The sequence below is a fragment of the Acinetobacter terrae genome (genome assembly GCF_002135195.1).
Lineage (GTDB): Bacteria > Pseudomonadota > Gammaproteobacteria > Pseudomonadales > Moraxellaceae > Acinetobacter > Acinetobacter terrae.
The window spans coordinates 1-13,364 of the sequence record NZ_NEGF01000008.1 but is presented as its reverse complement, the minus strand read 5'-3'; the positions used below and the strand labels follow the sequence as shown (position 1 = coordinate 13,364).

The 13,364-nt window shown below is 41.3% G+C and carries 9 protein-coding genes and 2 rRNA genes; 10 read left to right on the top strand and 1 reads right to left on the bottom strand.

Going from position 1 to position 13,364, the window contains the following annotated elements; genetic code table 11:
- The first annotated feature begins 152 nt into the window (after window positions 1–152).
- From B9T23_RS09940 to B9T23_RS09915, 6 genes are all read left to right on the top strand, one after another.
- Window positions 153–3,049: ribosomal RNA gene (locus tag B9T23_RS09940) — 23S ribosomal RNA — on the top strand.
- A gap of 170 nt (window positions 3,050–3,219) precedes the next feature.
- Window positions 3,220–3,334: ribosomal RNA gene (rrf, locus tag B9T23_RS09935) — 5S ribosomal RNA — on the top strand.
- A gap of 499 nt (window positions 3,335–3,833) precedes the next feature.
- On the top strand, window positions 3,834–5,183 hold the full coding sequence (locus tag B9T23_RS09930) for an aromatic acid/H+ symport family MFS transporter (RefSeq protein WP_086193991.1): 1,350 nt from the start codon (window positions 3,834–3,836) through the stop codon (window positions 5,181–5,183).
- Between the two features lie 78 nt (window positions 5,184–5,261).
- A complete protein-coding gene (locus tag B9T23_RS09925; RefSeq protein ID WP_228145917.1) occupies window positions 5,262–6,104 on the top strand; it encodes a hypothetical protein in 843 nt (280 codons plus the stop codon).
- Between the two features lie 21 nt (window positions 6,105–6,125).
- Window positions 6,126–6,449: an ankyrin repeat domain-containing protein gene (locus B9T23_RS09920; protein ID WP_086193990.1), complete on the top strand. Its 324-nt coding sequence runs from the start codon at window positions 6,126–6,128 to the stop codon at window positions 6,447–6,449.
- A gap of 546 nt (window positions 6,450–6,995) precedes the next feature.
- Window positions 6,996–8,357 (top strand): MFS transporter, encoded by a 1,362-nt coding sequence (locus B9T23_RS09915; protein ID WP_086193989.1) that lies wholly within the window; start codon window positions 6,996–6,998, stop codon window positions 8,355–8,357.
- A 299-nt stretch (window positions 8,358–8,656) separates the two neighbouring features.
- Here the strand turns inward: B9T23_RS09915 and B9T23_RS09910 are convergent, their stop codons facing one another.
- A complete protein-coding gene (locus B9T23_RS09910) occupies window positions 8,657–9,349 on the bottom strand; it encodes a TIGR04219 family outer membrane beta-barrel protein (RefSeq protein WP_086193988.1) in 693 nt (230 codons plus the stop codon).
- Window positions 9,350–9,495: 146 nt separating this feature from the next.
- Here B9T23_RS09910 and B9T23_RS09905 point away from each other — a divergent pair, with 146 nt between their 5' ends.
- The 4 genes from B9T23_RS09905 to B9T23_RS16595 form a co-directional block, all read left to right on the top strand.
- Window positions 9,496–10,941 carry an aldehyde dehydrogenase family protein gene (locus B9T23_RS09905; protein ID WP_086193987.1) on the top strand — a complete coding sequence of 482 codons (1,446 nt, stop codon included), beginning with the start codon at window positions 9,496–9,498 and terminating at the stop codon, window positions 10,939–10,941.
- 422 nt (window positions 10,942–11,363) lie between these two features.
- A complete protein-coding gene (locus B9T23_RS09900) occupies window positions 11,364–12,842 on the top strand; it encodes a sodium-dependent transporter (protein WP_086193986.1) in 1,479 nt (492 codons plus the stop codon).
- 10 nt (window positions 12,843–12,852) lie between these two features.
- A complete protein-coding gene (locus tag B9T23_RS09895) occupies window positions 12,853–12,996 on the top strand; it encodes a methionine/alanine import family NSS transporter small subunit (RefSeq protein WP_067725673.1) in 144 nt (47 codons plus the stop codon).
- 280 nt (window positions 12,997–13,276) lie between these two features.
- The coding region (locus tag B9T23_RS16595) for a DUF4372 domain-containing protein (protein ID WP_143222516.1) at window positions 13,277–13,364 on the top strand (88 nt) is incomplete at its 3' end.

The window sequence follows — 13,364 nt, the reverse complement described above, 5'->3', positions numbered from 1 at the left end:
GATTAACTGAATCAAGCGTTTTGGTATATGAATCTAATAGAAGCTGTACTGTAGTTCAATCTACGGACAACAAACTGTACGATTGTGATGAGTAATCATGATGATCTGTCTTAATCCTGCTTGTAGGGATTAACGACTGTTTGGGGTTGTATAGTCAAGTAATTAAGTGCATGTGGTGGATGCCTTGGCAGTCAGAGGCGATGAAAGACGTAATAGCCTGCGATAAGCTCCGGGGAGGCGGCAAATATCCTGTGATCCGGAGATTTCTGAATGGGGAAACCCACTTACCATAAGGTAGGTATTGCATGATGAATACATAGTCATGCAAGGCGAACGAGGGGAAGTGAAACATCTCAGTACCCTTAGGAAAAGAAATCAATTGAGATTCCCTTAGTAGCGGCGAGCGAACGGGGAAAAGCCCATTAAGTCATATAAGTTCTAGTGGAATGCTCTGGGAAGTGCAACCGTAGTGGGTGATAGTCCTGTACACGAAAGGGCTTATATGATGATGTCGAGTAGGGCGAGGCACGTGAAACCTTGTCTGAATATGGGGGGACCATCCTCCAAGGCTAAATACTCCTGACTGACCGATAGTGAACCAGTACCGTGAGGGAAAGGCGAAAAGAACCCCTGTGAGGGGAGTGAAATAGATCCTGAAACCGCATGCATACAAGCAGTGGGAGCCGGCATTGTGTCCGGTGACTGCGTACCTTTTGTATAATGGGTCAGCGACTTACATTCAGTAGCAAGGTTAACCGTATAGGGGAGCCGTAGGGAAACCGAGTCTTAATAGGGCGTTCAGTTGCTGGGTGTAGACCCGAAACCGGGTGATCTATCCATGAGCAGGTTGAAGGTTGGGTAACACTAACTGGAGGACCGAACCCACTGTCGTTGAAAAGCCAGGGGATGACTTGTGGATAGGGGTGAAAGGCTAATCAAACTCGGTGATAGCTGGTTCTCCCCGAAAGCTATTTAGGTAGCGCCTCGGACGAATACCATTGGGGGTAGAGCACTGTTTCGGCTAGGGGGTCATCCCGACTTACCAAACCGATGCAAACTCCGAATACCAATGAGTACTATCCGGGAGACAGACTGCGGGTGCTAACGTCCGTAGTCAAGAGGAAAACAATCCAGACCGCCAGCTAAGGCCCCAAAATTATAGTTAAGTGGGAAACGATGTGGGAAGGCATAGACAGCTAGGAGGTTGGCTTAGAAGCAGCCACCCTTTAAAGAAAGCGTAATAGCTCACTAGTCGAGTCGGCCTGCGCGGAAGATGTAACGGGGCTAAAACTATATGCCGAAGCTGCGGATGTGCAATTTATTGCACGTGGTAGGGGAGCGTTCTGTAAGCCGATGAAGGTGGATTGAGAAGTCTGCTGGAGGTATCAGAAGTGCGAATGCTGACGTGAGTAACGACAATGCGAGTGAAAAACTCGCACGCTGAAAGACCAAGGGTTCCAGTCCAACGTTAATCGGGGCTGGGTGAGTCGACCCCTAAGGCGAGGCCGAGAGGCGTAGTCGATGGGAAATTGGTTAATATTCCAATACTTCTGTGTAATGCGATGAGAGGACGGAGAAGGTTAAGTCAGCCTGGCGATGGTTGTCCAGGTGAAAGGTAGTAGGCATGCATCTTAGGCAAATCCGGGGTGCTCTATGCTGAGAACTGATAGCAAGCTGTACTTGTACAGCGAAGTGGCTGATACCATACTTCCAGGAAAAGTCTCTAAGCTTCAGTTACACAGGAATCGTACCCGAAACCGACACAGGTGGTCAGGTCGAGTAGACCAAAGCGCTTGAGAGAACTCTGCTGAAGGAACTAGGCAAAATGGTACCGTAACTTCGGGAGAAGGTACGCTGTCGACGGTGATTCCCCTTGCGGGATGAGCGGTTGACAGCCACAGAAACCAGGCCCCTGCAACTGTTTATTAAAAACATAGCACTCTGCAAACACGAAAGTGGACGTATAGGGTGTGATGCCTGCCCGGTGCTGGAAGGTTAATTGATGGGGTTAGCGTAAGCGAAGCTCTTGATCGAAGCCCCAGTAAACGGCGGCCGTAACTATAACGGTCCTAAGGTAGCGAAATTCCTTGTCGGGTAAGTTCCGACCTGCACGAATGGCATAATGATGGGGGCGCTGTCTCCAGCAGAGACTCAGTGAAATCGAATTCGCCGTGAAGATGCGGTGTACCCGCGGCTAGACGGAAAGACCCCGTGAACCTTTACTGCAGCTTGACATTGAACTTTGATCTTACTTGTGTAGGATAGGTGGGAGGCTTTGAAACCAGGACGCTAGTTCTGGTGGAGCCAATCTTGAAATACCACCCTGGTAATATTGAGGTTCTAACTCTGCTCCATAATCTGGAGCGAGGACCATGTCTGGTGGGTAGTTTGACTGGGGCGGTCTCCTCCTAAAGAGTAACGGAGGAGTACGAAGGTGCGCTCAGCGTGGTCGGAAATCACGCGTAGAGTATAAAGGCAAAAGCGCGCTTAACTGCGAGACCCACAAGTCGAGCAGGTACGAAAGTAGGTCTTAGTGATCCGGTGGTTCTGTATGGAAGGGCCATCGCTCAACGGATAAAAGGTACTCTGGGGATAACAGGCTGATACCGCCCAAGAGTTCATATCGACGGCGGTGTTTGGCACCTCGATGTCGGCTCATCTCATCCTGGGGCTGAAGCAGGTCCCAAGGGTATGGCTGTTCGCCATTTAAAGAGGTACGCGAGCTGGGTTTAGAACGTCGTGAGACAGTTCGGTCCCTATCTACCGTGGGCGCTGGAAATTTGAGAGGATCTGCTCCTAGTACGAGAGGACCAGAGTGGACAAACCTCTGGTGTACCGGTTGTCACGCCAGTGGCATCGCCGGGTAGCTATGTTTGGAAGGGATAACCGCTGAAAGCATCTAAGCGGGAAGCCTACCTCAAGATAAGATTTCCCAAGGACTTTATGTCCTCTAAAGAGCCGTTGAAGACTACAACGTTGATAGGTTGGATGTGGAAGTGCAGTGATGCATGAAGCTGACCAATACTAATTACTCGTGAGGCTTGACTATACAACACCCAAACAGTTGTTGTTTCGAAAGATTTCTAAGCAAAACGCTTGATTTGGCTGACGCTAGTCCTTAAACTTTGACTCAAATATATCTGTTAATAACTCTTTTGACCAAAGCTAGGCATACACCCAGTGTAAATAAGACCATAGCGAGTAATCATAAACAGTTGTGCTGGCGACAATAGCAAGAGTGAACCACCTGATCCCTTCCCGAACTCAGAAGTGAAACCTCTTTGCGCTGATGGTAGTGTGGGGTTACCCATGTGAGAGTAAGTCATCGCCAGCTCATTATTCCGAAAAATCCCCCTCCGCTATAAAGCAGAGGGGGATTTTTTTATGTCTATAAAAAGCCAAGGAGTTTTATTTTAATCGGATTTTGGTGAGCATCATATTAGATAAATATCTTTAGAATTTATTACGAGAAATTTCAAATAAATGTGATTAAAAAATAAACTAGAATACTTCAATACGGACTGAACATGGATGGCAATTATTAAAATCTTAAATTTTATTATTGCTTAGAATATATTAATAAAAATAAAACGATTAAAGTCAAAATTAGTCAATTAGTCGAATATCACGGCAGTGAATAGTAAACATTTCCTCATTTATATATAAAATTAGTTATTTCAATACAATAAGATAGAATGCATTTTATAAAGAAATACTTATATTCTTTAGTCTTATTGAGCGTGTATTATGTTGTCAGTATATTAATACATAAATGAAATTTAACTTAATAATCTTTATTAAGTATGGACAAGTACTCATGGGAGATGAGAACGATGACAACGGAAAAAATAGATGTAAATTCTGTAGTCGATAATGCGAAATTCACGCCTTTCCACTTCAATGTAGTTGCTTGGTGTCTACTCATTATCTTATTTGATGGCTATGATTTAGCAATTAATGGCGTGACTTTACCATTACTGATGAATGATTGGGGCTTGAGTGCCGTTCAAGCAGGCATGTTAGCCAGTACGGCGCTTGCGGGCATGATGTTTGGCGCAATGTTCTTTGGATCATTGGCAGACAAAATTGGTCGTAAAAAAGTGATCATGATTTGTATTGTGCTCTTTAGCGGATTAACTTTTGCAGGTGGTTTTGCATCGAATCCGACTGAATTTGGTATTTTACGTTTCTTGGCGGGTTTAGGGATTGGCGGTGTGATGCCAAACCTTGTGGCTTTAACCTCTGAATATGCACCGCAAAAGATGCGTAGTACACTGGTTACAACCATGTTTAGTGGTTATGCCGTGGGTGGCGTAATGGCTGCGCTGTTGGGTTCATGGTTTACTCCAACTTATGGTTGGCAGGTAATGTTCTTTATTGCAGGCATTCCTTTATTTTTACTTCCGCTTATTTGGAAATTCTTACCAGAATCTTTAGCGTTTATGGTGAAGCAAAACAAACAGGAAAATGCACGTGCAATCGTGCGTCGTCTTGAGCCTTCACTTAAAGTTACCGAATCAACAATTTTTACTTTGCCACAAGAAAGTGTGCCTGAAGCTGCAAACGTAGTGAGCTTGTTCCGTCGTGGACGTGCAACCAATACATTGTTGTTCTGGCTTGCATTCTTTACCTGTTTACTGACGATGTATGCGTTAAGCAGCTGGTTGCCTAAGCTGATGATGGCGGCTGGTTATTCGATGGATAACAGTCTAATGTTCATGATGGTGATGAATGTCGGTGCGGTAGTCGGTATTGTCGGCGGTGGTATTTTGGCGGATCGTTTCCACTTGAAACCTGTACTGATGTTCCTTGGGATTATGGGTGCGATTGTGATGAGCTTAATGGGCTTCCAATCGAATCAATTCCTTCTGTACATTTTGGTGTTCTTGGCAGGTGCGGCTTCAATTGGCTCGCAAATGCTTCTCTATAGCTATGTGGCTCAGTTCTACCCACTTGCAGTGCGTTCGACGGGCATTGGTTGGTCTTCTGCAATTGGTCGTATGGGCGCGATTGTAGGTCCAATTTTAATTGGTGGCTTACTCGGTATGAATTTGCCTGCGCACTTTAACTTTATGGCAGTAGGTTTACCTGTGCTAATTACTGCAATTGCGGTTGCTTTGATTATGAGTGAAGATGAATCTGAAAAGATTAAAGCATCAAAATCCATTGCAGCGAAAGCTTAGAAATTAAGATTAAAAGAAGCCTCTGAAAGGGGGCTTTTTATGCTATAACAAATTAATTTTTATAAATAAATTTTAAAAATGAGTCAAGAGCAATTAATAGCTGAAGCAATTTTGCAACTTAAACAAGAATCAAACGTTATTAAAGATTATATTTTTCCTATAACAATAGCGCTCTTTTCTTCATTGATTGGTGCGGTAGTTGGTTATTTTGTATATTTGCGACAAGAAAAATTAGCCGCAGAAAAAAGAAAGCTAGATATTATTAATAAATGGATATTAATTGCGGATGAAATTCATCAGTCATTACTATCTATTAAATGCAATTACCATGGAAATTTAACCTCGCATCCATATCAGAGATTTCTTGCTATACCATCTATTATAGGAACAGAAAAAAATTTCCAGCTCGAGTATCATGAATTGGTTTTTATTACAGATTTTGAACAATTTAAGTGGTTGAATGTAGGATATTTAAGAACTCTTTTTGCTAATTACAATACTTTGCTTTCGATATGGAATATTAGAAATGAGTTTAATGAAAAAATTCGCTTACAGTTCTTTAAATTTGATGATAGAAATACAGCATATATTGATTTAAGTGATGCAGAAATTGAGTCTAATATTAATCAAAATGACTTATCGTGTTTAATAGATCTAACTGAACGTGCTCTCAGACTTACTGATGACTTAATTATAGAGTTTTATAAATTTTTAGATGAGTTTCCTTTAGTCGTTAGAAAAAAAATCGACTTAAAATTAGTGAAAAATTATGGTTTTATATTACATATTGATATGAAAGCAAATAAAGCCATTCAACCTTTACTGCAAGAATGTCCTTTACCTGATTATAAAAAAATATCAAAAATTTCAGGACGGACTGAAGAAGAACTTATGGCAAGATATAAGCCATTATTCAATTAGTAATAAATGGTGGGTATAAATATGGAATTTAATTCGATCTCCCCAATCCCTGAAGATGACGAAGAACTTCATCTTCCTGAACTTGTGTACTGGGCTTCACTTGGCGATCTTGAACAGGTGACTGAAACCTTAAAACAAGGCATTGACCCTAATTCTACCGATGATGAAGGCTATAGTGCTTTACAGGCAGCAGCTGAAAATGATCATTTGGAAGTTGTGAAGTTACTTGTCAGTAAAGGTGCTGATATTGATCATCGTAGTACATATACTGCCTTGGAACTTGCTGAAATGGCGGGAAATCAAGAAGTAGTTGCCTACCTAAAAAGCTTGGAAAGCCTGCATTAATAAATTAATAAAAAAGCCCTACATTGATAGGGCTTTTTTACATCAGTTGTTTCGGTATCACTTCAATTGTACTTCATGATTCTGATACTCAGATTTTATTGCTGTTTTTGCTTTGATAAAAATAGCGCTTCCTGATGTATTTAGAATATGAAATTTATCTGAATGAATATTTATCCCAATATAAGCATTCTCTAATACTACCTAGGATTTAATGGTGCAATTCATAGCATCCGTTCTTGTCATTTTAGGGTTTTTAGTCGACAAACTCTGACAATCTTTCAATCAAATCATCTTTAGTCGGGTACAGAATTTTATATTTTTAAAATATTGTTTTTATTAAATAAAATAAGTGTGAACCATAGTTCACAGCAAAATATGTAACAAAAAACCCTACTCTTAGCTCGTATTGTCCTGACATTTTATTACAGATAGGATTTTCCATACCTTTAAGGTATGGGTTTATGCCTTTCAAGTTGTGGACAAAATTCCACCAGAAACTCATTGTAGATTGAAATTATAAAGTCTCACAATTGGAGGTGAGTACTCATGACAGCAACAATAATGAATGTAAATGCTGTAGTGGATCAGGCCAAGTTCAAGTCATTTCACTTGAAACTTGTGCTTTGGTGCCTGTTTATCGTCTTATTTGACGGTTATGACTTAGCAATTAATGGGGTCGTTTTGCCCTTACTGATGCAAGAGTGGGGCATGAGTGCCGTGCAGGCAGGTATGTTGGCGAGTACGGCTTTGGCTGGCATGATGTTTGGTGCGATGGGCTTTGGCATGCTGGCAGATAAAATTGGCCGCAAAAAAGTTATTTTAATTTGTGTTTCATTATTCAGCCTGTTTACTTTTTTAGGCGGATTTGCCACTAATCCAACAGAATTTGGAATATTACGCTTTGTTGCAGGCTTGGGCATTGGCGGCGTATTGCCAAATTTAGTGGCTTTAACTTCAGAATATGCACCGCAGCGTGTGCGCAGTACTTTAGTCACTACTATGTTCAGCGGTTATGCCATGGGCGGAATTATGGCAGCGTTGTGCGGAACATGGTTTACAGCGGATTATGGCTGGCAGGTCATGTTCCATATTGCGGTTATTCCTTTACTGTTTGTTCCATTATTTTGGAAATTCCTGCCGGAATCTTTAATATTTTTGGTTAAAGCAAAGAAAGAAGATCAGGCGCGTTATTTTTTACAAAAAGTTGAGCCGGCAGCGCAAGTATCAGCAGATACACAATTGGTTTTAGCTTCGACTGATCAAACGGGAAGTACCTCAGTAAAAGAATTGTTCACTGAAAATCGTGCTGTAGGAACATTTTTGTTTTGGCTTGCATTTTTCATGTGCTTATTAATGCTTTATGCATTAGGCAGCTGGTTGCCAAAACTGATGATGGCAGCGGGTTATTCTTTAGGCAGCAGCTTGATGTTTTTACTGGCATTGAATGTTGGAGCAGTGATTGGAACAATAAGTGGAGGGGTTTTAGCTGACCGCTTTGACTTTAAACGCGTTCTGATCAGTATGTTAATTGTAGGAATACTTTCTTTAGTTGGATTAGGCTTCAATTCTCCACAGCCTGTGATTTATTTGCTGGTGAGTCTGGCAGGTGCATCCTCAATTGGCAGCAGCATTTTACTGTACAGTTATGTTGCACAGTATTATCCGGTTGCAGTCCGTTCAACGGGGATTGGCTGGGCATCGGCAGTGGGCCGTATCGGGGCGATTGTAGGTCCAATCGTGATCGGCATGCTTTTGGGCATGGAACTGCCGCATAAATGGAATTTTATCGCTGTGGCTATTCCTGGAATTATTGGCGCACTTGCCATATTCTTTATCCGTCCAGCAAAAACGAGTGAAATTAAAGCTGAACCAACAGTTGAGGCATCTGCACAACCTATCCGTTCTTAAAACAGCTCATCTACACAAGATAGATTTTTGTAAAACTTAAGCCTCCTTCGGGAGGCTTTTTTCTGTATGAGAGGAATTTGAAGCATGAAAAAGCCCCATCATTCTGATAGGGCTTCTTCGTATTGGTGACTTAGGTATAACTCCTGTCGTACCTCACATCCTGATGCTCAAACTGATTATTATTGTTTTTAGTTTGGGAAACTTCCTGTTTCCTGATGAGTTAAATATAGTGTGAATCAAACGGCTTGAACAGCTGGCGTTTTCTGCAGTTCATGTAAGCTAAAGCGTACAACACTGCTTTAGAAATGTGCTTCCAGACCTATATAAGGTCCTTTAAACTTCAATTTGGCTTCCTGGTTTGAACCTTCTTCCAGCTGAATATCCAGAATGCGATAACCGGCTTTAGCACCGACATCCACCAGTACCGTATCCACAAAATTATATTTTAGTTCTAGCTGAGCGTCGGTAACTTGTGTATCCGTTAACTTGGCAAAACTGGCTTCTGCTTTGGCACTCAAACCTGTAAATGGCAGTTTTACACCCGCTTCTGCATAGATCATCGGTAACGTTTCACTGACTTCAGTATTTTGGGTAAAATTCTGCTGGATATCTCCATCCAGTAATTTGGCACCGAAGCCGACATCTGCAGATACAACATTATCGAGTATTTCGTAATACAGAATGAAGTCTGAATAATCGAGATCGAGCTGATGGCTTTTAACCCCTGCCAAACTCTGATCACTTTCCGCCTGTAGATTGCTATGTTTAATTTTTGCATTCGGCAAAAAAGGTACCGGGTGTTCTACAGCAATGGAAAATGACATGCTGTGATCATCTTCAAGTTGTGGCTGGGGAAGTGCTGATGCAGAATTGCTTAAATCTGTACTGTATTTCCAGTAATCAGTACTGGCTTTAACACCAATAAAATCGGCTTGTGCAGAGCTGAAAGCCCCAAGTCCAAGGATGAAGCAAAATAATTTGAGTGATTGCATGGATATCCTAAATATGTGATCTGTTATTTTTAGAAAATAATTTTGTTACTTAAATATAGTGAACTGATGCCCAACTCAGCGCATCATATAGTGAATGAAAAAAAATTGCATTGTTGTTATTTCTAGAAATTAAAGGAAATTTTTACATGGTAGATAAAGCTGTAAAAGTGATTGATTATCCTCTGTATGTTGCAGGTAAAGCGGTTAAAACAGAGCAATGGCTTGAAGTAGAACATAAATATACGCATGAGGTTTATGCACGGGTCGCTTTGGCAAATGAAAAAACTATCGAAAAAGCTATTCAGTCCGCTGTAAAGGCGGAAAAAGAAATGGCAGCTTTAGAACCTTTTCAAAAACAAAAAATTTTACTGCATTGTGTGAAACGCTTTAATGAAATGCGAGCGGAGTTGACAGAAATTCTGATTGCCGAAGGGGGGAAACCACGCAAGGCTGCAGCAGCAGAAGTGGAACGTTTAATCAATACCTTTCAAATTGCAGCCGATGCGGTAACCCAACTGGATGATGGACGCATGATTCCTTTGGCTGTGACAGCCGCTGCATCGGGTTATCAAGGCATGATGAAATATGCACCGGTTGGTGCAGTATCCTTAATTAGTCCGTTTAATTTTCCATTAAATTTAACCGCGCATAAAATTGCGCCTGCAATTGCCGCTGGTTGCCCATTTGTGCTTAAACCGGCGAGTTTAACCCCTATTTCTGCATTGAAAATTGCCGAAGTTCTTGCCGAGACCGATTTACCCAAAGGTGCATTTTCGATTTTACCCTGTCCACGTGAACATGCTGATGTACTGGTCACTGATGACCGTTTCAAACTGCTCAGTTTTACCGGTTCGGATGTAGTCGGTTGGGACATGAAAGCACGTGCCGGGCGTAAGAAAGTCATCTTGGAGCTGGGTGGTAATGCCGCAGTCATGATTGATGCGGATACTGAAATTAGCGATGCTTTGGTGGATCGTTTGATTGGTGGTGCGTATAACCACGCGGGGCAAGTATGTATTAGTGTGCAACGTATTTTGGTACATGCAGATGTTTATGCCGAATTGAAGAAAAAACTGGTCGCCAAACTGAAAAAAATTAAAGCTGCTGATCCGCGACTGGATAGCACGCTGATTGGTCCGATGATTAAAGAATCCGAAGCGATACGCCTGAAAAAATGGGTCGATAAGGCAGTCAAAAAAGGCGCAAAACTGCTGGTCGGTGGTGAGCTGAACGGGGTGATGTTTGAACCCACTTTGCTTGAAAATGTCGATGCCTCTTTAGAGGTTTATAAAGATGAAGTATTTGGACCTGTGGCAATTATTGAGAAATATAAGAGCTTTGAACAAGGCATAGAGCGAATCAATAGCAGCCGGTTTGGTTTACAGGCAGGGGTATATACCCAGAACCTGAATAAAATGCTCTATGCTTGGGATCATTTACATGTTGGTGGCGTGATTATTAATGACATTCCCTCTTTCCGGGTCGATAACATGCCGTATGGTGGTGTAAAAGACTCTGGTCTGGGACGTGAAGGCGTGCAATATGCGATTCGTGACATGCAGGAAGAGCGTATTTTAGCGATTAAAAGATAAAAAATTTTCAGGCAATCAGTGTATTTAAATACGCTGATTGCCATTGAACTAAGCAGATCTAAGCAAAATAAAAAATCAGCTCACGCTTTAAAAAGAGCTGGCTTCGTTAAATAGAGGGTTAAATAAGCTATATTTTGATCAATTCATAATTTATAGATTATAAAATTAAATAATCTCCGCAAAAACTACAGAAAAAGGCCCAGAAAGTGGGTATTGTTCAAGCATTGAAAGGCAAAAAGAAGCAAAAGACTTTAAGCAAGATTTTGTGATGACGGCCTGTTTGCAATTTAGAACAGAATGCTCAAAAGGCGTAGAACTAACTTCAGACATAAAAAGATTAATTTTTTGAATGGTACTTTTTTTGCTTGCGATATAACCCAACAACAAGCAGCAGCTAAAGATGCCTAAGGTTGAGGTATTTTATGACAGATACTCGTGAAAACTGGACGTCACGATCGGGCTTTATTATTGCAGCGGTTGGATCGGCTGTGGGTTTAGGTAATATTTGGCGCTTTCCCTACATTGCTTATGAAAATGGTGGTGGTGCATTCTTAATTCCTTATCTTATTGCTTTAATTACTGCAGGTTTGCCACTTTTATTTCTAGATTATGCGGTAGGGCATAAAAGTAATAGTTCACCTCCCAAGGCCTACCGACAACTGTTCCGTGGTGGTGAAACCCTCGGCTGGTGGCAAGTGTGTGTATGTATCATCATTGGTTTGTATTATGCCAGCGTTTTGACTTGGGCAGGTAGTTATGTCTACTTCTCTATTGGTCAGATGTGGGGCAGTGACCCAGAAGGTTTCTTCTTTAAAACTTATTTGCAGACCTCGGATGCCACAGGTTTTGACCCTCGTTTTGTCAGTCACATTTTCTGGCCGTTGGCCGGTATTTGGGCACTGACCTTAATCATTTTATATGGGGGTGTGAAAAAAGGCGTTGAGCTTTCCAACAAGATTTTCATGCCATTATTGTTTGTTTTATTTACACTTTTAGTAATTCAATCACTTCGTTTACCGGGCGCGGTAGAGGGTTTAAATGCCTTCTTTACCCCGAACTGGTCTGCGATGATGGACTATAAAGTGTGGCTGGCGGCTTATGGTCATACCTTCTTCTCGCTTTCAGTGGGTTTCGGGATCATGGTGACCTATGCCTCTTATTTAAAGCCAAAAACCAATTTAACCGGTTCAGGCTTAATCGTGGGCTTTGCCAATGCTTCAACTGAAATTTTAGCCGGTATTGGTATTTTTGCTGCACTTGGCTTTATGGCTTATAGCGCAAATACCAATGTGCAAGACGTTGTAAGTGGTGGTATTGGACTGGCATTTATTGCATTCCCTAAAATCATTTCTAGCTTGGGTGCAGGTGCGGATTTATTCGGGATCTTGTTCTTTACTTCATTATTTGTCGCCGGTATTTCATCGATGGTAAGTATTTTGGAAGTTCCAATTGCAGCCATGATGGACAAGCTGAAATGGGGCCGTAAAAAAGCAGTCACGATTGTCGGTGGTGGTAGTGCACTGGTTTCTATTGTTCTATTCTCAAGTGTGAACTCGATTAAACTGGTCGATATCATTGACCATTTCATTAATAACATTGGCATTATCGGCGGAGCATTGATTTCAATTATCAGTATTGCGTGGTTCAAGCGTTCGGCTTTGGTTGAGATCAGAAATCATGTCAATGCCATTTCAACCGTGCAATTGGGCAAAGGCTGGGATTTCACTTTAACCGTGATTACCTCTTTGATTTTGCTGGTAACTTTAGGAATGACCATCTTTAACTTGTTATTAAAAGGTTATGGTGATTATAGTGTAAGTCTGCAGTGGTTATTTGGCTGGGGCTGCGTCATTTTCTGTGCTGTAGTGGCGTTTGTTTTAGCCAAAATGAAAGATCGCTAGGAGAGAAAAGATGAATACTTCAGCAATTGTGATGATGATTATCTCGATGGTGTTCTTGTGGGGCGGATTGGCCTTGTCGATTCTACATTTAATGAAAAACCCTGAAGAGCTGGATGAGGTTCTTGAAGAAGTCAAAGATCAACATACCCTCTAAGTCAAAAACATTTAGTCATCACTGATAAAATCTTAAAATGAAAGTCATTATCATTTATGGTAATGGCTTTCTTGTTTCTGAAATGGAGCATGGCATCCTTAGCCTTCAGTTTAGTAATTTTTAAATTTGTCATTTAAAAAAACATATAGTTAAAAAATAGATACAAAAAAGGTGGCTTAAAGCCACTGCTGTCCCATAGTTTGATTTAAATAAAAAAACCTGAGTCCGAACAGTTAAAATATGAGTGCAAACAAACACTTTAACGACCAGGATTCAGGTTTTGTCACATCAGAATACCGTATTTCATCAGTTAATTAAACCAGTCTTACGACAAGATTTTGAACGGCTTGCTAAACAACATCATGTTG

Coding starts and splice junctions, on each gene's coding strand:
- B9T23_RS09930 (WP_086193991.1), top strand. CDS start 3,834: ATGACAACGGAAAAAATAGATGTAAATTCTGTAGTCGATAATGCGAAA.
- B9T23_RS09925 (WP_228145917.1), top strand. CDS start 5,262: ATGAGTCAAGAGCAATTAATAGCTGAAGCAATTTTGCAACTTAAACAA.
- B9T23_RS09920 (WP_086193990.1), top strand. CDS start 6,126: ATGGAATTTAATTCGATCTCCCCAATCCCTGAAGATGACGAAGAACTT.
- B9T23_RS09915 (WP_086193989.1), top strand. CDS start 6,996: ATGACAGCAACAATAATGAATGTAAATGCTGTAGTGGATCAGGCCAAG.
- B9T23_RS09910 (WP_086193988.1), bottom strand. CDS start 9,349: ATGCAATCACTCAAATTATTTTGCTTCATCCTTGGACTTGGGGCTTTC.
- B9T23_RS09905 (WP_086193987.1), top strand. CDS start 9,496: ATGGTAGATAAAGCTGTAAAAGTGATTGATTATCCTCTGTATGTTGCA.
- B9T23_RS09900 (WP_086193986.1), top strand. CDS start 11,364: ATGACAGATACTCGTGAAAACTGGACGTCACGATCGGGCTTTATTATT.
- B9T23_RS09895 (WP_067725673.1), top strand. CDS start 12,853: ATGAATACTTCAGCAATTGTGATGATGATTATCTCGATGGTGTTCTTG.